Raw genomic sequence first — 20,908 nt, 5'->3', positions numbered from 1 at the left:
AAAACACAGGATTTTTGACGTTAGATTTCCATGAAAAATAAGATATATACCCTAGTGCTGGGCCTTGCATTTTCTCTGGCCACCACCTCTTGCGAGGATTTTTTAGACGTGAACAACAACCCCAACCAACCCATTTCTGAGAACTTGCCCTTGAGCGCCAAATTACCGGCCGCGTTGGTCAGTTCCGTGAACCAGGAAACGGTGCAATTAAACCAGTTAGGCGCGCTGTGGGGCGGTTACTGGGGAACGGCCAACGAAGGCATCAGTCTGTTCACCAAAGAAAAGGCGTACAACGGTCCGGCCTTACGGCACCAGCGCGATGGTCTTCCTATTTGGGAGAATGGCTACGTGAACCTGCTCTACTACCAATTAATCAAGGAAGAGGCGCTAGCGGAACAAGCTTACTACTATGCAGGCGTGGCCAAAATTATGCAAGGCTGGCATTTTCTGCGGCTGGTAGACGTGTACAACAACATTCCCTTTGATGATGCCCTGCAAGGTACCAAGCACCCCACGCCGCGCTATGAAGACGGCAAAACGGTCTATGCCAAATCCATCAACTTAATCACAGACGGCATCGCCGATATCAAGAGAGCCACCCCGGTTTCTGTGGCGGGCAAAGATGACCTGGTGTTTGGCGGCGATAAGACCAAGTGGGTAAAATTCGCCAACACCATTAAATTGCGGGCTTTACTGCGCCAGAGCGAAGCCAACAACCAGGCATTCATCATTGCTGAGTTGCAAAAAATAGCCACCGAGGGAAGCGGTTTTCTGGGTACCGGGGAAAATGCCCTGGTGCAGCCGGGTTACCTGAACACCGCGGGCAAGTTGAACCCGCTCTGGGAAACCTATTACCGCAACGTGCAAGGCGTAAATACCACCAACCACCTGAACCTTCGGCCTACGGAATTTGCCATTGCCCAATACCAACAGCGCAACGACCCGCGCCTGGGCAATTTGTACACGCAGGTAAACGGCAACTACAAAGGTGTGCTCTTCGGGAACCCCAGCAACCAGAACACGGCGTATAACCGCGCCAACACGTCGGTGTTCAAAGGGCCTGCTGAGAATGGCACCAAACCGGCCGCAGTGTTCAAGTCGGCTACCCAGGCATCAGTGCTGATGGGTTCGTTTGAGAGCCTTTTCCTGCAGGCCGAGGCCGCCCAGCGCGGCTGGATTACGGGTTCGGCCAAGACCTTCTATGAACTGGCTATTCAGGAATCGTTTAAATACATGGAAGTACCGGCGGGTGAATTTGCCGCTTACAACAACCAGAACTCAGTAAATTTTGATCAGGCCACAGACAAAATAGAGCGCATTATTGAGCAGAAGTGGCTGGCCCTGAACAGCATCTCCAGCATTGAAGCCTGGAACGATTACCGCCGCCTGGGTTTCCCCAACCTGCCTAATTCATTGCTGGCGCCCTCGCCTACTGCACGCCCGCTGCGCCTTATGTACCCCGAAACCGAACGCCAAACCAATGACGCCGAAGCCTCCAAACAAGGCAATGACGACATCTTGACTGCCCGCGTGTGGTGGGACCAATAGCCCTTGACATTGGCTGCAAACCTGGTTTAGGGCTCATTTGAGGTTTAGAGCCCGAAAACGGAGACTCCCATTTCGTCTTAATGCATAGGGATAGAATGGGAGTTTACGTTTTTGGAGAATTGTGGAAGCAGATAACATTACTTATTCTACTTGGAGTCACCTGAAGCTAAATGCTAATTGCAAGGGTAATTCCGCTTGCTGGTGAAAACACGCAGCAAGGGCGCGGCAGTTGTAAAACCAGTTTAGCGCTCATTTGCGGTTTAGAGCCCAAAAACGGAAACTCCCCGTCAATTCCTGGTAAACCAAGAGTTGACGGGGAGTTTTTATTTGGTGGTTACTCACCTGCAGAAGTAAAAATGTACTTGGCAGCAGGAAAAACTAGAAATCAACACAAACTTTCACTCCAGTTGCCACGCGTCCAGGAACATAATGACTTGTTTGGCGGCTTGTTGCGAGGCCTGCAGAGAAAAGGTGCCGGCCGGCCCGGTTTCCAGGAGAACGTTCACCCAGACAATGGATTTTGTGGCGTGGCTTGGCAAATCGGCGCAGCAGGGTTTTTCTGAGTAGATGATCAGGTATTTTATGTTCGCCTCCACTAGAATGGCCAACACCGCTGCAGAAACATCCTGCTCAGTAAAAACAATAACGGCCTCCTTCCCGAAGGCGTAAAAAGCCGTTTCCTGGCTCAGGGCATTGGCAATTAAGGTGATGTCGTGCTTTTTGTTATTGGCCAACGCTAAAATGGCTTTTTCATGGGGGTAAACATGGTAGGCGACTACTTTCATGGGCTTGCTGTTACGGGAAACAAACCTACCGCTTTTAGGCCCCGCCGTTCTTGCCCTTGGCCAAGTCTTAACTTGATGTTGGTCAGTTCTTCATGTTGGTGAGCCGGGCCAGGTCCAGAATCTGAATCAGTCGGCCTTTCTTGAGAATCAGTTTCTCCTGCGTGAAATCAGAGAGAATTCGGCTCACGGTCTCAGTGGCCATGCCCGCCATGGAGGCCATGTCTTCGCGGGATACTTGCAGGCATTCCTGGGCGTTTTCTGCCGGCTGCTGCTTCACCAAGGTTAACAAGACATCTGCCATGCGTTTTCTTACGGAGTGGTAAGCCATGTGCAGAAGCCGCGCTTCTTTTTCGCGTATGTTCTGCGAGAGAATCTGGATGAATTTCTGCCCGATGTCTGTAAACCGCGCCAAAAACGCCTCTACGGTTTCTTTGGTCAAGAGGCACACGGCGCTGTTTTCCATGGCCACGGCGTTGTCTGTGTAAGGTTCAGAAAGCAGCGCGGCCTCAATGCCCAGGTATTCGTCTTTGCTGAACAGACCGGTAATCAGTTCACGTCCGTCATCGGCGGTTTTGCTGGTTTTAAAGCGACCACTCACCACCAGGTAAATGCCTTTGGCCGTGTCTTCTTCCTGAAACAGAAACTGGTCTTTTTTTACCTGGCGTACTTTCAAGCCCGCAATGGTTTGCTGCAATTGGTCCAGGCCACCGGTGCTGGCGGCCAGATTCCCCAGGTTTTCCAGGGGTTGGCTGTAGAAGTCTTGCAGCTGCTGTTTTTTGGTGAGGCGGCTTTCCACGGCCACCAGCAATTCCATGTCATCAAAGGGTTTGGTCAGGTAATCATCGGCGCCCATTTCCATGCCTTTTCTAATGTCTACCCGCTCGGCTTTGGCCGTAAGGAAAATAAACGGAATGGTGGCGGTGGCCTGGTTTTTCCGGAGAAGGTATAAAACGCCAAACCCATCCATCTCAGGCATCATGATGTCGCAGAGAATGAGGTCGGGCAGGTGCTGCAGGGCCAGGTCTACGCCTACTTTCCCGTCGGGGGCCTGCATCACGTCATAGCCGCTCAGTTCCAGAATCTCGGCGGAGCTTTCGCGTATGTCCAGGTTGTCTTCTATAATGAGGATGCGCGTTTTCATGGTTGTACCGGAAAAGTGAAGGTAAAGGAAGTGCCCTGGTTGAGTTGGCTCTCAAAGGCAATGGACCCGTTCATGAGCATGACGTACCGCCGCACAATGTGCAACCCCAGCCCGGTGCCCGGAATGGTGCCCGTGTTGTGCGCCCTGAAAAATGGTTCAAACAGCTGGGCATGGTCTTTCTGTGGTATGCCAATGCCGTAATCTTTGATGGCCACGGTGAGCACGCCGTCGGTAATCTCGGTGTTGAACTCAATGAACGTGTTCTCGCCGGAGTATTTAATGGCGTTGGAAATGAGGTTGATGATGCAGTTCTTGAGCAGGTTCTGGTCTAACTTGAATTCGCTTTTGAAACCGGTGTGCTGGTAAATGATGTTCTGCCCTTCTTTGGAGACCAGCTGCATTTCCTCAGTAATCTCCTCGCTGACCTTCACCACGTCAAACATGCAAAAGTTAGCCTCCACCTTGCCGGCGTCCAGGCGTTCATGCAGCAGAAAGTCATTGAGAATGTTGGTGAGGTTGCCCACCGCGCTCTTGATTTTGTTGACGTGCTTGGTAATGTTGGCATTCTCCGGCACGGCATAACGCTCAATCAAAGACGCCGACAGCTGCACTGAGCTCAAAGGTGTTCTGAATTCATGCGACGCCATGGACACAAACCGGCTTTTGAGTTGGCTTAGGTCTTTTTCTTTTTCCAGGGAATGGCTCACCGTGTCTTTGGCGTCTTGCAAGTCCCGGAGGGAGCGCTGCAAAGATTCGGTGCGTTCCTTTACCTGGGCTTCCAGGTCTTCAGAGTATTTTCTGAGGTTCTCTTCGGCTTCTTTCTCGCGGGTGAGGTCATGAATAAAGCCCGTGTAAATAACCCTGCCCGCCAACTGCACCTCACTCAAAGCCAACCTAAACGGGAAAACGGCCCCGCTTTTGTTCAGTCCCTGCACCTCACGGCCAATGCCAATCATGTGCGGCACCCGGGTCTGCTGGTAACGCGCCAGATACTGGTCATGGCGGTCTTTGTCTGGCGAGGGCATTAAGATGGAGATGTTCCGGCCAATCACTTCGTCGGCTGCATACCCAAACAAGTGACAGGCCGCCGGATTAATGCTTTCTATGAGCCCGCGCTCATCTATGGTGATGATGCCGTCAATGGCATTTTGAATGATGGCTTGTACTAATGCGGTATTATCTGAACCAGTGGAAGACATAACTGCCTAATAACAAGAAATCTACCACCAATGCCTAATTAAACTTCTTTTAAACAAACCAACGGTCCTTTGTAAACATGACGAGCATCATGCTTGCGGCTAACCGGTGTCAGGTATTGCGGGTTGGGGCTGCTCTACCTTTGTTGCAACTAAAACCCCAAGGTCATGACCATGAAGCAAACGTCTCCCAACATCCTCATTTTTGCAGTAGCGCTCTTGTTGTTGGCCATCTTCGCCTTTCCGGGGCAGACGGCAGCCCAAGGCACCTACAACCTGTTGCCCAAAGCGCAAATATTTCTGAAAGTGGCAGGTACCTCCAATGTGCACGATTGGGAAATGACCACCGCCGCCATGCAAAGCAAAGGCGACTTTAAATTCAATGCCCAAAACGTGCTCACAGACATCGCCAATTTCAACTTGTCTATAGATGCCAAGAGCCTGAAAAGCAAGCACAGTTCCTTAGACAACCGGGCCTACAAAGTGATGAAAGCCACTGACCACCCCAAGATTGTCTATAACCTGCGCTCCACAGACATTACCACCGTCTCTAAAAACAAATACCTGGTGAAAGTTCTGGGTGATTTGACCATTGCCGGCACGCGCCAGGTGATCTCTATGAACGTGAACGTAGTGGTGAACCCAGACAACTCCATTACCTGCACCGGCACTGAGAAAATAAAACTCTCAGACTACAAGATTGACGCCCCCAGCTACATGGCCGGCACCATGAAAGTAGGCAATGAATTGACCATCAGCTTCGCACAGACTTACAGAAAATAACCTACGCTATCTCTTTCCTAAGCACTTACTTTTTTCAATTCACCTATCATGAAAACTCAACTCACCTCCGCCCTGGCCTCGCTTCTTTTGATTGGCGCTTCTTTGGTGGCCACCACAGCACAAGCCCAGGTTTTTGGTCCGGTGTCTAACCTGCGGCCTTATGACAAAAGCGGCATCAACGTGTTTGAAGACCCCAAGAATGACAGCGTAGCATTTGACGGCATCCGGCTGAAACTGGGCGCAGGCTTTACCCAATCTTTCCAGGGCTTGAAGCACAAAAATGCCGCAGATAACCTGTACAAGATTACGCCGGGTTTTAATACCGCCAATGCCAATCTGTTCATGGATGTGCAACTGGCAGACGGCATCAGGCTGAACCTGACCAGTTATTTGTCTAGCCGTCGCCATAACGAAACCTGGGTAAAAGGCGGTTACATTCAGTTTGACAAGCTCCCATTTAAGGGGCAGATCTGGGAGAACATCATGGCCATTACCACCATTAAGGTAGGCCACATGGAAATCAACTACGGAGACCAGCATTTCAGACGCTCAGACGGCGGGCATACGTTTTACAACCCCTTCGGTGAGAACTATATCCTGGACGCGTTTACCACAGAGATTGGTGGCGAAGTGTTGGTGCGCAAAAACGGTTTGTTTGGCTTGGTGGGCGTGTCTAACGGCATGATCAAAGGCAACATTGATGAACTGGCCCCTACCCCGGTAGATGACAACATCAGAAAATCACCGGCCCTTTACCTGAAAGCGGGCATTGACAAACAAGTCTCGCCCAATCTGCGGGCCCGTCTGTCAGCTTCTTATTACACCAACAACAGTTCCGGCGGGCAGACCTTGTACGCCGGGGACCGCACGGGCTCCAATTATTTCATGGCCATGGAAAGAACCGGCAGCACCTATTCCGCCAACTTCACTTCTGGCCGACTGAACCCGGCTTTCACCAAAAAAGTAGAAGCGTTCCAGTTGAACGGCTTTATCAAGGCCAGTGGTTTAGAGTTATTCGGGACCATAGAGACCGCCAGCGGCCGTACTAAAAACGAAACCCAGGAACGCGACGTGAACCAGTATGCCCTTGACGCGGTGTATCGTTTTGGAAAGGACGAGAACCTCTTTGTGGGTGCCCGTTACAACACCGTAACCGCTACCTTGCCCAACGTGGCCGCCACGCCCACCACTGCTGCCATTGTGTTTGAGAATGATGTGAAAGTAAACCGTCTGGCGGTTGGCGCAGGCTGGTTCATGACCCGCAACATTCTGCTCAAAGGCGAATACGTGACCCAGGAATACAAAGACTTCCCTACGGCAGATTACCGCAACGGTGGCAAGTTCAACGGCTACGTGATTCAGGCGGCGGTTGGCTTTTAATTGACAGATAGCTTTTCCAGGACTGAGCAGGAGGTAGCTTCTGCCCAGTTTTTTAACTTTTACTTCCCCCTCAAGATGCGGTTCTCCACTTTTCTTTACAGCCCTTTGCTTTTCGTGTTTCTGGCGGCAGTGCTGGCCTGGGCGCCGGTAAGCAAAACCAAGCGCTCGGCTAAATGGGCCGTGAGCGGAAACAGCAGCCTGCAGGTACTGGGGAGCACCAACGTAAACAAGTTTACCTGCGGCATTTCTTCATACAAACGTTTTGACACGCTGGAGATCACCGAAACCAAGAATGCGGTAGCCCTCACGGGTAGCCTGAACCTGAGCCTGGAGAATTTTGACTGCCGCAACCCCGTCATGACCCGCGACCTTCGCAAAACCCTAAAATCTGACCAATACCCAGACCTGTGCATCACGTTTCTGAATCTGAGCAAAATGCCCACCCTCCGCCAGAAACCCGAAGCCATCACCGGTTGGGTAGACATTGAGTTGGCCGGCACGCGCAAACGGGTAGAAGTCAATTACCAGATTTCAGTGGATGCGCAGGGTCTTGTGCATGTAGACGGCACCCGTGACATCACCTTCGCGGATTTCAACCTCACACCACCCACCAAGTTCAACCGCATGGTGCAGACGCGCCAGAAACTCACCATCTCGTTCAGCCTGCAACTCAAAGCCGTAGGCTAAGCCATTGAATTCCTGTTTTCGGGCTCAATTCTGGAAACGAGGCCGAAAACGCAATTTTCACATAAAATCCAACCTCCCATGGAAAACACCCTCACCACCGTTTCAGAAGTATTGCAGCAATTAAAAGACAGAGGCTACACCACAGACTTTAACCTCACTGATTTCTGCCTGGTTTGCCAGGGCAGCCGGATAGAGTTGCACCCAGAGGAATTTGTGGTGGACCGCCACTACCGGTTTGAAGGAATTTCTGACCCCGGCGACGAGGCGGTGGTGTACGCCATTTCCTCAGAGAAACACGGGCTCAAAGGCACCCTGGTCAACGGCTACGGCATTTACAGTGACCCCATCAGTGACGCCATGCTCCAGGCCCTGCACCCCCGGGCTGCTGAACAAGTTGAAGGCTCCGCTGCTGCTTCAGATAAAACCACATCCTCGGTAGAAGCAACGCCGCAGCGGCCCGCAGGTGCACGGGTTTTAGACGCGCCCTTGCCCATTCTTGATTTGGCCCATTTCATCACGCAGGTAAAAGAAGAAAAAGCCTGGGCCACCAAAGACCGAAACGCGCTCACCCTCTACAAATCTGATGACGTGCGCGTGGTCTTGATTGGGTTGCACGCCGGGGCCCAGATGGACACGCACACCGCGCCCGGCCCCATAAGTGTACAAGTCTTGCAAGGCACCATTTATTTTGAGGCGCTGCCCCAGGCCATTGACCTGGCTGCGGGCCAGATGCTGGTGCTGCACACGGGCGTTCCGCACCGGGTAGTAGCGCAAAACGAAGCCTTTTTTCTGCTCACGCTTTTCAAAAAATAACCAGTACCTTTACCGAAGATTATTCTGTGGGTTCTATAAAAAAACCGGCAGTCCCGTTTTCGGGCTCATTTTCAGAAATGAGCCCGAAAACGGGATTATTAGTTTGAGGCATTCATGAATTAGACAGGCGCTGCCCGCAAGTTTGACGAAGATCAGGTTATAAGGTAATGGCCCTTAAGTGCTCCCGCCAACGGAAGAGGTACTTTTGTCTAGTCTAAATCTAACCGCCATGAAAGCCAATCGTTTCTTCTGTAGTGCCGTCGCCCCTGTCTGGAGTATGTTGGTGGTGCTTTTTATGCTGCTGCTTACTGGAGGCTTGGCGGCGCAAACCACGTACCGTCTGAGCCCTGGCAACCCGGGAACCCTCAAAGTGGTGGGCACCTCAGACCTGCAGGACTGGAGCATGACTTCAGGGGAAGCCGTGAGTCAGGGCGAGTTTCTGTTCACGCCCAACCACCAACTGAGCGGTGTCGCGGGCTTCAGTTTCTCGCTTAAAGCGGCCAGTCTCAAAGGCCCCGTGAAAGCCATGAACCGAAAAGCCCACAAAGCCCTGAACGCCAAAAAACACCCGTACATTCTCTTCACGCTCCACAAGGCAGAAGTGAGAGAAGGTAAAAACAACAAACACCAGATTAAAGGCACCGGTAGCCTCAGTATCAACGGCATCACGCAAACTGTCTCTTTGGAGTTGCTAGCCGAAGTACACCCAGACCGCAGCCTCACGCTTACCGGCACCAAAAACCTGACGTTCACCCATTTCCTGATGCAACCGCCCAGTTTTATGGGTGGCGTAATGCAGGCCGGCAATGACATTACCGTGGAAATAGCGCTGACTTTCTCTCCCGCTGCGCCGCAGCAGATAGTTGGCCAGTAATAAGTTGCCGCTGCCTGGTTTGCGGCACAACTATTGCAATACGTACCAACAAAACCTCACTCGCTTTTTTTAAAGCCCTTACCTACCCTGCAACCCGCAAAAAATGAACACTGACACTTTCGCTTCGTTAAAAGAATTAATGGACAACCTGGAATGTGACGCCCATAACAACCCAATTGCCGTGCAAGAAATCAAAGCACAATGCGAGAAAGTACTGGAACTGATTCAGCATCTGCAGTTCACTGAAAGTTCGCCGCACGTGCAACTGGCCACCAAACAGGCGCTCCAATACATACAGCGCGCTTTGGTAGAGGCCGAAGATTACACCAACGGCCTTAATTCCATGGACGCCAACCGCAAAGAAAACCTGATGGACATCTGCGGTCCGGCTCACGCCGGTCTTGAAATCATTTTGAACTTGAGCCCAAATTAAATGAACTGGTGCCGTTTTTGGCTTCGTTTCCAGAAATGAGCCCTAAAACGCAAAAAGGCAGCCTCTGTAAAAGAGACTGCCTTTTTTGCTTTCATTAGTGTTCTAACAACTAATAACGAACATCTAAAAACTATTTAAACGCCTGAATGCCGGTAATATCTGCCCCGGTGATTAACAGGTGAATGTCATGGGTGCCTTCATAAGTAATCACGCTTTCCAGGTTCATCATGTGGCGCATGATGGGGTATTCGCCGGTGATGCCCATGCCGCCGTGAATCTGCCGCGCCTCGCGCGCGATGTGCAGTGCCATGTCTACGCTGTTGCGCTTGGCCATGGAAATCTGCTGGGTGGTGGCCTTGCCTTCGTTCTTGAGCATGCCTAAACGCCAAACCATGAGTTGCGCCTTGGTGATTTCGGTGATCATCTCGGCGAGTTTCTTCTGGATGAGCTGGAAACCGGCAATGGGTTTCCCGAACTGGATGCGTTGCTTGGCGTAGTTCAAGGCGCTTTCATAACAATCAATGGCGGCTCCCAACGCGCCCCAGGCAATGCCGTAGCGCGCCGAGTCCAGACAACCCAACGGACCTTTCAAGCCGTCCACATTCGGGAGAAGATTTTCTTTGGGCACTTTCACGTTGTCAAAGACCAACTCACCGGTCACCGAAGCGCGCAGGCTCCATTTGTTGTGAATCTCGGGGGCGGTAAAACCTTCCATGCCGCGTTCCACAATAAGGCCTTTGATTCTGCCTTCCTCGTTTTTCGCCCACACCACGGCCACCTGGCTTTCCGGTGAATTGGAGATCCAGAGCTTGGCACCGTTCAAGAGGTAATGGTCGCCCATGTCTTTGATATTGGTGGTCATGCCGCCGGGGTTGGAGCCGTGGTCCGGCTCCGTCAATCCAAAACAGCCCAGCCATTCGCCGGAAGCCAGTTTGGGTAGGTATTTCTTGCGCTGCTCCTCAGACCCGTACGCGTAGATTGGGTACATCACCAAAGACCCCTGTACCGAGGCCGTGGACCGCATGCCGCTGTCGCCGCGCTCAATTTCCTGCATGATGAGGCCGTAGCTGATGTAGTCCAGACCGCCGCCGCCGTATTCTGTGGGGATGGTAGGGCCAAACGCGCCCACTTCGCCAAACTTGGGCACAATCTCCTTGGGGAAATGCGCGTCCTGGGCCCACTTCTCAATGTTAGGCGAGATTTCGCGTTTCACGAAGTCCCGCATGGTCTGCCTAATGAGTTTGTGCTCGTCGGTGAGCAAATCATCAATATTATAATAATCGGTGAAGCCGGAAGTCTCTATAGCCATAGTTTTGGACGGTTAATGCCAGGGGAATGATCTCTGCCGCCAAACATAAGAAGAAACCAAGGGTACGGCAACAGATTCCGCTGAAAACCTTCATGAATTGTGGTTTGCTTTCCGTTTTCGGCCTCGTTTCCAAAAATGAGCCCGAAAACGGAAAAACTTACTACGCATTCCGTCCCCCTTTGAAGGGGGTTGGGGGATGACAAAGACGGACAAAAAAGCATATGTTAAAGAAATGAAACTTGTATGAATGATTCTCGGGAATGTCAATATCAGCACGCGTAGTCATCCCCCTACCCCCTTCAAAGGGGGACGAACTGCGTGCTAAATAAATTCTATAGAAAATGCTCTCCGTTTTTGGCTTCGTTTTGAGAAATGAGCCCTAAAACGGGAAGACCCCACAGGTTTTGAAAACCTGTGGGGTCTGGTCATAAACTTCCGTTTTTGGCTCCGTTTCTGGAAATGAGCCTAAAAACGCAGGCTTATCTGGGTCATAAAATTACGCGGTGCCTGCGGGAAGTAATAGTTATAATCATAGCGGGTGGTATCACCGGAATACAGTTCTGAGTAGGTGTAGCCGTTGGCTTCGTATTCTTGGTTAAAGACGTTGTTTAACTGCAGGCCCAGCTCAACCTCTTTCATCCAGTCCAGCGGTTTAAAGCGGTACGACAGACGCATATCGCCTACCTGGTACGGCTTCAATCTTCGGCTGTCATTGGCGGTGTTGTCCAGGAACTGCTCCCCCACGGTCTTGAACTGGAACGCGAACCGAAGGCCTGTTACCGGCTGTACTTCCAGTTGGGTAGAAGTCACTACACTGGGTGAATAGGCAATGGTGGTTTCGTCATAAGTGTTGGTAATGGTAGTGGCCGGGTCATAATCAATGGTGAGCACCTCGGTGAATTGCTTGATGCGGTTTCGGCTGAAGGCAAGATTGGTGCTCAGCCGCGCGAAATCGCCTAACCCTAAACCAGCCGACAGTTCCACGCCGGTGCGGTAGCTTTCCGGGATGTTGGTGCGCAGTGCGGTTCCTACATTGTTCAAGGCGCCGGTAAGCACCAGTTGGTCCTTGTAGTTCATGTAAAAATAGGTGAGGTCTGCGGTTAACAACAGCGCGTTGCTGCCCAGTTGGCCCACGGGTTGGTTCACGCGGTAACCGGCTTCATAATCTACCAGGCGTTCGGCCTTGGCACGGTCGTTCAGGGGGCGGTCTGTGAAATCTGAGCGTGTGGGTTCGCGGTGGCCCACGGCCACAGAGGCGTACAGGTTATGGGCTGGCGAGAAGGCAAACGTCACGCCGGCCTTCGGGTTGAAGAAGTCATAGTTGGCGCGGGTGGTCACGTCGCGGCGGTCATCATCGGTGCCGTCAATCTTATAGTCCACGGTGCGTAGTTGCACATCACCGAACAAGCTCAGTTTCTCAGTGGCCTGCAGGGTGGCTTTGGCGTATAAGTTGAAGTCGGTTTTCTGGGCATCGCCGTCATAATAGCGGTGGTTGGGGCCAATGGTGGACGCGTACTGCGCCCAAATCACCTCGCCGAAATGCGCGCCCTGGTACCGGTTCCAACCACCGCCTACCACGCCCGACAATTTGCCCGCGCCCTGGTACTGCAGCGCAAACGTGGTTCCGTAGAAATCATTGTCCAACCATTTCTGCCGAACCAAATCTGTGCGCGAAATAGTAGTACTGCCTACCGTGATGGGCGGAATGGCGTAATTGCCCACACGCTCGTTCACCCTGAACTGCTCGTAGAAACCATACCCACGGGTGTAGTGCAAGGCGGCGTTCAACGACCAGACGGGGCTGAATTCATGGCCGTAGTGCAGTTGGTAATGGTATTGCTGGTAATCGTCTACCTCGTTGGCATAGGGTTGGTCAGTGCTCTCGTAGTCGGTGCCCGAGGAGTTGTAGCGGCGGTTGGTTTTCAGCATTTCCTCAGAAACCCCGTTCCAGGCCTGGTAAGTGACTTCCTGGCCACCGAACACCACCAGTTTGAGCAGGTCTTTCTTGCCGTAATAGCCACCCGACACATAAAAAGATTGCAGGTCAGATTTGGCGCGTTCAATGTACCCGTCAGACGAAATTTTGGATAAGCGGCCATCTACGGCAAACTTCCCACCCAACAAACCGGTGCCAAACTGCACATTGTTTTTCCAGGTATTGTAAGACCCATAGGCGTTGTCTGTGCGGGCATAGGCTTCTGGGCTGGCATCCTGGGTCTGCAGGTTCATACTGGCCCCAAACGCGCCCGGCCCGTTGCTGGACGTGCCCACGCCGCGCTGAATCTGCACATCTTGCACCGAGCTGGCGAAATCTGGCATGTTCACGAAGAAAACGCCGTGGCTCTCCGCGTCATTCACCGGAATACCGTTCACCGTCACATTGATACGTGTGATGTCTGAACCCCGTATGCGCAGACCCGTGTAGCCCACGCCCGCCCCGGCATCTGAATTGGTCACCACAGAGGGCGTATGCTCCAGCAGATACGGCAAATCCTGGCCAAAATTGCGGCTTTCCAGTTCCTGCTTGCTCACGTTGGAGTAGGTGGTACCGGTTTTCTCGTTCGCGCGGGTGGCGGTTACCAATACTTCTTTGGTGGCCACGCTGATGCGGGTCAGGCTGAAATTAAGAGTGCGGTTATACTCTAGACCAAGGAAGTATCTGTAAGGGGCGTAACCCAGGTAACTAACGGCTACTGTATATTCGCCGTTGGGGAGGTTTGGGAAACTGTATCTGCCATCTGAACCAGTTGAAACGCCGAAACCAGCTTTTTCTAGGTAAACGGTGGCACCAATAAGCGGTTGCTGGGAAGAAGCGTCAATTACACGTCCAGACAAAGTGAATTGTGCCATGGCAAACCAAGGCAGCAGGCAGCCCAGGAGCAGGGCTAAAGACTTTTTCATTTGGGTAAAAAATGTGATAAGTAAAACACACAGGAGCTACCAGGGGTTGGCTCTCCCACTCTGTTTTGATTCCCTTGTTTTTCCCTTCGCCGGTACTACCCGTATCAGGTTCAATGGGTATGATCTCAGCCCGTTATATTAAGGCACCCCTAAAACTGCCGCAAAGCTACACGGCCTTGGCTACAAAACAAACCCTTGCCCCAAGAAGCCTATATTTTTTTGCCTTCTACCCTAACATAGCATGGGCGCTATACGTTGAACAAGATTGACGCCTTTAAGCAGGCGATGGACGTGATGTGAGACTTCTAATGCACCGGTAATATGTTGATTGTTTACACGTTGGCTATGTTCGCGCTGATAGCCTTTCTTGCCTTGGCGCCCCGCAAGAAACTAACCGTTCCCCCCAAAGATGACAGCGATGACGATGGCGGGGAACCGCTCTCAGACGGTTTGCCAGACCTGGACCTTCCGCCGGGCATTAGCCTGCCCATCAATGACTGGGAACCCGACTACAACCGCCCTAAAATCAAAAACTTACCAGCGTTTTAAGCGTTCCTGCCGCCAAACTCAATTTGGCTATAGGTGAAGGAATATTTGAAGTTTTCGTGCTGTTAAAAGCACACACCCCCTAAAAAGAGCGCGGCCGCCAGAAATATCTGGCGGCCGCGCTCTTTTTATGTTGAAAGATACCCTACGACTTGGCTACGTCTTTCTCTTTTTTGTCTTTTTTGGCAACGGCGGTTTCTTTGGCTACCAGTTCAATCTTCAGTTCCACATCATCATGAATGGCTTTGTCACCAATGTTCTCAAAGAAGTTGCCGGAACGGTACTTGATGTCCCACTTGGTGCGGTCAAACTTAAGAGTGGCTTTGGCGGTGGCCACGCCTTTCTTCACGGTCACAAACGCCGGGAAAGAAACCTGGTTTACAATGCCTTTAATGGTGAGATCACCGGTGATGGTGTAGTTGGCGGCGCCGTTTTTGGCGTTGGGGCGCTCGGCCAGGTTGGTAATGGCGAACATGGCCGTCGGGTTTTTCTCCACAGAGAAGAAATCATCTGAGCGCAGGTGGTTCACCAGGTTTTTGTTGGAGTTGCCCTGCAGGTCAGTGCAGGTGATGGAGGACATGTCCATGACAAACGTACCGCCGCGCAGCATGCTTTTGTTGAACAGAATGGTGCCGCTGGCCAGCTTGATGTTGCCGGTATGCTCGCCGGTCACTTTGCGGCCCACCCAGGTTATGGTGCTGGCATCGGTCTGCACGGTATAACTTTGGGCGGCGTTGGGCGCTGCCACTACCAACGCGTTTCTCTTGGCAGGCGCCGCGGTGTTCAAGGTAAAGGCAGACACGCCCAGGGCGGCAGCCAGTAAAACAGGTAGGTATATCTTTTTCATGCTTTGGGTTACTAAAGGTTTATGGGTAAAGGTATGAATTCCAGGGCGGTACCAGGGCAGGTTAATCCCTGATTTTATCTAACAGATCACTTAACAGGGTAGCTTCCTGCGCACTCAGGTTATGGACGCCCACTTTCTTAAGGTCTTCCACTTCGTCCATCTGTTTTAACAGGGCCAGGCCTTTCTCGGTGATCAGGATGTCCACGGTGCGGCGGTCGGTGGCGCATTGGGTGCGCGTGACCAACTGTTTGACTTCCAGCTTGTCTACAATTCTGGAGGCGTTGGAGGTTTTGTCCAGCATGCGCTCAATGATCAGGTTCACGGTGGCCGGTTTGGGGTGCTGGCCCCGCAAGATGCGCAACACGTTGTACTGGGGCAAGGTCACGCCAAAAGGTTTGAACAGGTTTGACTGCCTGAGCCCTACCCAGTTGGCGGTGAAGATAAGGTTGATATGAGCCTTATGGTAAGGGTCTTTAAAGACCGGCTGCTTTATTTCTTCTTCTATTTTCATGGGTTGGGTTGGGCCAAAGTCTCATTACCAATGATAAAGATAAGAACTACTGCTTGTTTCAGCAACTACGCACTGGCATCTGGGGCAAGAAATTGGCTGGCGCCTGGCTAACTACAAGGCTCCAGCGTGCGTATGCTAGAAACTATGCTTGCACTCTCCATGAAAATACTCTTCTTTTTGGTGGCCTGGTCAGAACTGTTCGCCAGCCCAGAAAACATGATTCGGTATGGTGGCCTGGCCCTTATTCTGGCCGTGGTGTTTGTTGAGACGGGGTTGCTGATTGGCCTGGTGATTCCCGGGGGCGATTCGCTGCTTTTAGCGACGGGCCTGCTGGCGGGTGCCGATGTGCTCACCGTGCCCTTGTTGGTACTGTTGGCCAGCATGACTGCCGCGGGCATTGCGGGTGACCTGCTGGGTTTTAGCATTGGCCGGAAGATGGGCAAGAAACTCTACCACAAACAAGACACCTGGTACTTTAAGCGCAAGCACCTGGAGCGCGCCGAAAAATTCTACAAAGAGAAAGGCAAATCTGCCATTGTGCTGGGCAAGTTTGTGCCGGTGGTGCGCACCTTCAACCCGCTGCTGGCTGGTGCCACCGGCATGGAGTTCAGCCGATTTCTGCTGTTGAGCGCCATGGGCACCGCCCTCTGGATTTGCTCGCTGGTAGTGGCCAGTTATTACCTGGGCCGGCAGTTCCCGCAACTGAAAGACTACCTGCACTACGCCATTCCGGTGATCATCTTTCTATCTGTGTTGCCCGGCATCATCCAGTACTTCAAGGAAAAAAAGAAAAATTCTACTGCAGAGTAATCCGGTGTGCTGGTATTTGCGATTTAGGGTAAATTTTTGGAAACTAGCAGGCACTTAGACCTTAGGCATATGCTTCACCGAACCCTCTTTGCTGGCATTTTCTTCACTGCTTTTTTCGTTTGCACCACGGCCCGGGCGCAAACGCAGGGCGCCACCGTGGAGAAGCGCGAAGCAGGGCGCACCGCCGTCAACGGCGCGGCCCCGGTACGGCAGGGCATAATCATGCGCAACGGCAAGATGATGGAAATTCAGCCCAAAGGCTACGCACCACTCTTAGAAAGCAAGAAATTCTCTAACGGCGCCACGCTTTCGCCGGGAGGCCACTTCACCGCCGCTTCTGGCCAGGTGACCCAACTCAAAGACGGCGACCGGATAGATTTGCAAGGCAATTTCATTCCCAATCCGGTGGTAGTGCAGCAGACCACCACCGTTTCCGGCGACACCACCGGCCTGGGCACTCAATTGCTGCAGGCCCAGGCCCTGCAGGAACGCCTCCAGTTGCTGGAGAGCAAACGCACCCTGTTAGAAAAGAAAAACGAACTCCTCCAAACCACGCTCAAAGACAAAACCAAAACGCTCAACCTGCAGAAAGTAGACGCTGACCTGACTCAAGTCAAACAGCAAATGGCCGCGGAGGAGAAAAAGAAGCAATAGCGGTTCCCATAATTTCTACTACATGTAAAAGAGAAGCCCTGTCTTGTGAAAGGCGGGCTTCGCTGTTTTTGGGCTTGTTTCAGGAAATGAGCATGAAAATGGGTGGTAAAAGACCACCCCAGCCCCTCCTAGGACAGGAGGGGAGTTTTTAGACTGCGCAGGAAATGCGTGGGAGACAAGGCAGTGCCTGGTCTCTACAACCTGCAAACCCGTTTTAGCCTCCATTTCCGAAATAGAGCCTGGAAACGGGATTGGCAGAGACACTCGTAGGAGCTGAGCACACTACGAGGTCTTTTGAGCAACAGCAGTCGGGTCCTCCACCGTAGAGACAAGGCAGTGCCTTGTCTCTACAACCTACAAATGATTTCCAGTTTCGCTTCCATTTCCAATCCAGAGCCCGGAAACGCAATTGGCGCAGACCTCACAGGTTTCCAGAACCTGTGAGGTCTTTTGAGCTGGCGGCACTGCTGATGCCCAAAACGCAGACTGCCTAACGAATCGCACCTTTTCCAGCCTTTCCATCGAGCGCCTAAGCAGGTTCCGTCGCCGGCAGGCGGGTGCCGAAGGCGCCAGGAAGCTGGTACAGCGCGAGAGGGGAAGGCGGGGCCTCGCGGCCGTGAGCGCTCGGAGCTAAACTATGGAAAAGGGCGTCTTGTAGAACTCAGCATCAAACTGAACTTTGAAAGGAAAGCAAATGGCGTGCACAAAAGCTAGTTGAACCGCAGTTTAGGTCGTTGGCCCCTATGGACACCAACAACGGCGAAGGGAATTGCTTACCCAAGCAAAGCAAAAATCCTCGTTAGATCCTTCGACAGGCTCAGGATGAATGTAAAAAGCAAACAGCTACTTCAAAACATTACACCTTTTAAACTCCCGTTTTGGAGCTCATTTCTGAAGATGAGCCCCAAAACGGGAATTTCAACTTCAAGTAAAATCTACGGCTGGGTGACGGGGTACAATCTTCCGGCTTCTTCTCTTACCAATTTAAACGGTTCATCCTTCACAATCAGCATACCGTCCAGGTCCAGCAGGTTCACGCCGTGGGCGAGTTGTATAGCCGACCAGATACCCATGGACGTTTCCATCATGCAGCCAATCATGGTTTTCATGCCCAGCGAACGGGTTTTGTTTAAGATGGCCAGGCCATTTAGGTAACCGCCGGCCTTCATCAATTTCATGTTCACGCCGTGGAACTGTTGCTGCAGGAGTTCCCAATCGGCGTGGTCAGTGACAGATTCATCGGCGTAGAGATCATAGGGCGAATGCTTTTTCAGGAAAAGGTATTCATCGTTCAACGCCGATGGCAGGGGTTGCTCCACCATGATGATGGGCAGTTTCTTGAGTTTCTCCAGGTACAGGATAAAGGCTTCGGGGTCAGTCCAGGCTTCGTTGGCGTCCAGCATGAGTGGCTGCTTGGTGGCACGGGCCACTTCGGTCATCATGTCAAGGCCGCTTTCCTGGTTTACTTTCACCTTGAGGTACTCAAACCGGTGCAGGTTGTGCTCCTGGGTGAAGGTGGCAATTTTGCCCGGGTCCATGATGGGGTACGAATACGCGGTGGGCACCGAGGCAGCTGCTTCCACGCCCAGAAATTGGGTGACGGTCTGGTGATTTTTCTGGCACAGGTAATGGATGAACGCCGACTCCAGCGCGAACCGCAGTGCGGGCATGACTTTCACCTGGGTTGTAATGCGGCTGAAATCTTCTATGGTGGCTACTTCGGCCAAGCCTTGGGTTTGCAGGTGGTCAAACTGCTGGTTGAGAAGTTCTGGGGTTTCGCCGTAGCGTACGTTGGGCGCGGCCTCGCCCCTGCCCTGGTTTTTACCGTCAGACACGGTGACAAACAGGTTGGTTTTCACGTCTGATGCGTTGCGGGAGATTTTCCAGGTGTAGCGCAGGGCCAGTTCACGGGTTTCCAGGTGCCAGGTAAGCATAGATTGTAAAGTTTTTTAATATGTAGCCCAATTGTAGCGAAAATCTTCCAGAAACCGGCCAAACTCTCCTTCTTTCTGCCAAATTGGTGGCCGCCGCCTCAGGGGGTCTGTGTGGTTTGCTGAGGATTTACACTATATTTGTCAGGTAAAGGCTATCTGTAATTAGTCATTTATGCCCCGCATACACCTGTAAACTAAACTTAGTTCGTCCCTACCCAGGGCCGAATCTTTCTCTTCTTTATGAAAAAATCTTCGCTTGCGCTGGTGGCCTTTGTAATCATCACTATTGCCGCCGTTCTGTCTGTGATGCAAAATTACAACCTGGTGGCGCTGCCAGAAATGGCCTTGGCCGTGGCCCGCTGGGCCGGTATTGCGGTGCTGCTGTTGTTCGCCTACCAAAAGAAAAGCCTTACCACCTGGATTCTGGTGAGCATGGTGGTGGGCGCCGAGATTGGCTACAGTTTCCCAGACTTCGCGCAGAACCTGAACGTGTTGAGCAAGATTTTCCTCAAACTGGTGAAAACCATCATCGCGCCGCTGGTATTTGCCACGCTGGTGGTGGGCATTGCCGGCCACTCTAACCTCAAGCAGGTGGGCAGCATGGGCGCCAAGGCCTTGATTTATTTTGAGGTAGTGACCACCATTGCCCTGTTCATTGGGTTGCTGGCCATTAACTTAAGCCGCGCGGGCGACGGTATTGAGCTCAAAGGCGAAATCAGCAATGAGATTAAGGCCGCTGAGCCCCAGACGTGGTCAGATATTATCCTGCACATCTTCCCGGAGAACATAGCCAAATCCATTGCCGAGGGCCAGGTGCTGCAGATTGTGGTGTTCAGTGTACTCTTCGGCATTGGCCTGGCCATGCTCAACGAGCGCAAGCGCCGCCCGCTGCTGGAAGTGACCGAGAGCTTGGCCGAGACCATGTTCAAGTTCACCAACATCATTATGTACTTCGCGCCTATTGCGGTAGGTGCCGCCCTTGCCTACACGGTGGGGCACATGGGCTTCGGGATTTTAGTTAACCTATTCAAACTACTGGCAACCTTATACTTAGCCTTGATTGCGTTTTTGTTGCTGGTGCTATTGCCGGTGGCCCTGGCATTCAGAATTCCAATTAAAATGTTTGTGCAGGCTATTGCTGAGCCGGTGTCCATTGCCTTTGCTACTACCAGTTCAGAGGCCGCCTTGCCCCGCGCCATGGAAGCCATGGAGTCTATTGGCGTGCCGCGCAAGATTGTGGCGTTTGTGATGCCTATGGGCTATAGTTTCAACCTAGACGGCTCCACCTTGTATCTTTCCCTGGCCTCTATCTTTGTGGCCCAGGCCGCTGGCATTGAAATGTCTTGGGAGCAGCAGTTGTTGATGGTGTTCACCTTAATGCTCACCAGCAAAGGAATTGCCGGCGTGCCCCGCGCCTCACTGGTAATTTTGCTGGGAACCGCTGCTTCTTTTAATCTTCCGGTATGGCCAATCTTCATCATTCTGGGCATTGACGAATTGATGGACATGGCCCGCACCTCGGTCAACGTGATTGGCAACTGTCTGGCCACCGCCGTAATTGCCCGTTGGGAAGGCGAATTTGTGGACCTTGACGCGCCCCGCCCTATTGAATCTGTGTAAATACTTGAGGTGATTCAGGTTTTTTAATCGAGCTGAATTCCCAAGAGAAAAAGATTTTCCGTTTTTGCCTTCGTTTTCAGAAACGAGCCCGAAAACGGAAAATTTTTTCTAAACCAGCATCAAAAACGCTCCTGCT

At 52.2% G+C, this 20,908-nt stretch carries 19 protein-coding genes and 1 riboswitch; of the genes, 11 read left to right on the top strand and 8 right to left on the bottom strand.

Features of this window, described 5'->3' with window-relative positions; genetic code table 11:
• Nucleotides 1–30: 30 nt before the first annotated feature.
• On the top strand, nt 31–1,548 hold the full coding sequence (locus IMY23_RS18305; RefSeq protein ID WP_192823463.1) for a SusD/RagB family nutrient-binding outer membrane lipoprotein: 1,518 nt from the start codon (nt 31–33) through the stop codon (nt 1,546–1,548).
• Nucleotides 1,549–1,946: 398 nt separating this feature from the next.
• Here IMY23_RS18305 and IMY23_RS18300 read toward each other — a convergent pair whose 3' ends face one another.
• The 3 genes from IMY23_RS18300 to IMY23_RS18290 all read right to left on the bottom strand — a co-directional run bounded on the left by IMY23_RS18300 (nt 1,947) and on the right by IMY23_RS18290 (nt 4,673).
• A complete protein-coding gene (locus IMY23_RS18300) occupies nt 1,947–2,333 on the bottom strand; it encodes a lactate dehydrogenase (protein WP_192823462.1) in 387 nt (128 codons plus the stop codon).
• Between the two features lie 82 nt (nt 2,334–2,415).
• Nucleotides 2,416–3,474 (bottom strand): response regulator, encoded by a 1,059-nt coding sequence (locus IMY23_RS18295; protein WP_192823461.1) that lies wholly within the window; start codon nt 3,472–3,474, stop codon nt 2,416–2,418.
• Nucleotides 3,471–4,673 (bottom strand): PAS domain-containing sensor histidine kinase, encoded by a 1,203-nt coding sequence (locus IMY23_RS18290; protein WP_192823460.1) that lies wholly within the window; start codon nt 4,671–4,673, stop codon nt 3,471–3,473. Before IMY23_RS18290 ends, IMY23_RS18295 begins: the two co-directional genes overlap by 4 nt.
• Before the next feature lie 171 nt (nt 4,674–4,844).
• Here IMY23_RS18290 and IMY23_RS18285 point away from each other — a divergent pair, with 171 nt between their 5' ends.
• The 6 genes from IMY23_RS18285 (at nt 4,845) to IMY23_RS18260 (ending at nt 9,640) form a co-directional block, all read left to right on the top strand.
• A complete protein-coding gene (locus IMY23_RS18285) occupies nt 4,845–5,453 on the top strand; it encodes a YceI family protein (protein ID WP_192823459.1) in 609 nt (202 codons plus the stop codon).
• 48 nt (nt 5,454–5,501) lie between these two features.
• Nucleotides 5,502–6,833: a hypothetical protein gene (locus IMY23_RS18280; RefSeq protein ID WP_192823458.1), complete on the top strand. Its 1,332-nt coding sequence runs from the start codon at nt 5,502–5,504 to the stop codon at nt 6,831–6,833.
• Nucleotides 6,834–6,908: 75 nt separating this feature from the next.
• Nucleotides 6,909–7,520: a YceI family protein gene (locus IMY23_RS18275; RefSeq protein WP_192823457.1), complete on the top strand. Its 612-nt coding sequence runs from the start codon at nt 6,909–6,911 to the stop codon at nt 7,518–7,520.
• Between the two features lie 78 nt (nt 7,521–7,598).
• Nucleotides 7,599–8,333 carry a cupin domain-containing protein gene (locus IMY23_RS18270; RefSeq protein ID WP_192823456.1) on the top strand — a complete coding sequence of 245 codons (735 nt, stop codon included), beginning with the start codon at nt 7,599–7,601 and terminating at the stop codon, nt 8,331–8,333.
• Between the two features lie 229 nt (nt 8,334–8,562).
• Nucleotides 8,563–9,207 carry a YceI family protein gene (locus IMY23_RS18265; protein ID WP_192823455.1) on the top strand — a complete coding sequence of 215 codons (645 nt, stop codon included), beginning with the start codon at nt 8,563–8,565 and terminating at the stop codon, nt 9,205–9,207.
• A 103-nt stretch (nt 9,208–9,310) separates the two neighbouring features.
• Complete coding sequence (locus tag IMY23_RS18260; RefSeq protein ID WP_192823454.1) at nt 9,311–9,640, top strand: hypothetical protein; 330 nt, start codon at nt 9,311–9,313, stop codon at nt 9,638–9,640.
• 130 nt (nt 9,641–9,770) lie between these two features.
• On the opposite strand, the gene IMY23_RS18255 is transcribed toward IMY23_RS18260, so the two are convergent.
• Entirely contained in the window at nt 9,771–10,949 is a 1,179-nt protein-coding gene (locus IMY23_RS18255; RefSeq protein WP_192823453.1) for an acyl-CoA dehydrogenase family protein, read from the bottom strand.
• 465 nt (nt 10,950–11,414) lie between these two features.
• The gene (locus IMY23_RS18250) at nt 11,415–13,850 is read right to left on the bottom strand and encodes a TonB-dependent receptor (protein ID WP_192823452.1); all 2,436 of its coding nucleotides are present in this window, start codon (nt 13,848–13,850) and stop codon (nt 11,415–11,417) included.
• Nucleotides 13,851–13,914: 64 nt separating this feature from the next.
• A riboswitch (TPP riboswitch) is annotated at nt 13,915–14,011 on the bottom strand.
• A gap of 160 nt (nt 14,012–14,171) precedes the next feature.
• Between IMY23_RS18250 and IMY23_RS18245 the strand changes: the two genes are divergently transcribed.
• Nucleotides 14,172–14,399 (top strand): hypothetical protein, encoded by a 228-nt coding sequence (locus IMY23_RS18245; RefSeq protein WP_192823451.1) that lies wholly within the window; start codon nt 14,172–14,174, stop codon nt 14,397–14,399.
• Nucleotides 14,400–14,541: 142 nt separating this feature from the next.
• Here IMY23_RS18245 and IMY23_RS18240 read toward each other — a convergent pair whose 3' ends face one another.
• Together IMY23_RS18240 and IMY23_RS18235 are read right to left on the bottom strand one after the other, a co-directional pair.
• Nucleotides 14,542–15,243, bottom strand: coding sequence for a YceI family protein (locus IMY23_RS18240; RefSeq protein ID WP_192823450.1), 702 nt, complete (start codon nt 15,241–15,243; stop codon nt 14,542–14,544).
• A 61-nt stretch (nt 15,244–15,304) separates the two neighbouring features.
• Complete coding sequence (locus IMY23_RS18235) at nt 15,305–15,754, bottom strand: MarR family winged helix-turn-helix transcriptional regulator (RefSeq protein WP_192823449.1); 450 nt, start codon at nt 15,752–15,754, stop codon at nt 15,305–15,307.
• A gap of 144 nt (nt 15,755–15,898) precedes the next feature.
• Between IMY23_RS18235 and IMY23_RS18230 the strand changes: the two genes are divergently transcribed.
• Together IMY23_RS18230 and IMY23_RS18225 are read left to right on the top strand one after the other, a co-directional pair.
• Entirely contained in the window at nt 15,899–16,564 is a 666-nt protein-coding gene (locus IMY23_RS18230; protein WP_192823448.1) for a DedA family protein, read from the top strand.
• Between the two features lie 69 nt (nt 16,565–16,633).
• The gene (locus IMY23_RS18225; RefSeq protein ID WP_192823447.1) at nt 16,634–17,218 is read left to right on the top strand and encodes a DUF6799 domain-containing protein; all 585 of its coding nucleotides are present in this window, start codon (nt 16,634–16,636) and stop codon (nt 17,216–17,218) included.
• Nucleotides 17,219–18,153: 935 nt separating this feature from the next.
• On the opposite strand, the gene IMY23_RS18220 is transcribed toward IMY23_RS18225, so the two are convergent.
• Nucleotides 18,154–19,152 (bottom strand): enolase C-terminal domain-like protein, encoded by a 999-nt coding sequence (locus IMY23_RS18220; RefSeq protein ID WP_192823446.1) that lies wholly within the window; start codon nt 19,150–19,152, stop codon nt 18,154–18,156.
• A gap of 240 nt (nt 19,153–19,392) precedes the next feature.
• Here IMY23_RS18220 and IMY23_RS18215 point away from each other — a divergent pair, with 240 nt between their 5' ends.
• Nucleotides 19,393–20,772, top strand: coding sequence for a dicarboxylate/amino acid:cation symporter (locus tag IMY23_RS18215; protein WP_192823445.1), 1,380 nt, complete (start codon nt 19,393–19,395; stop codon nt 20,770–20,772).
• Nucleotides 20,773–20,908: the final 136 nt, after the last annotated feature.

Origin of the sequence: Rufibacter sp. LB8, from assembly GCF_014876185.1 — a bacterium.
Lineage (GTDB): Bacteria > Bacteroidota > Bacteroidia > Cytophagales > Hymenobacteraceae > Nibribacter.
This window is presented reverse-complemented; position numbering and strand designations above follow the sequence as displayed.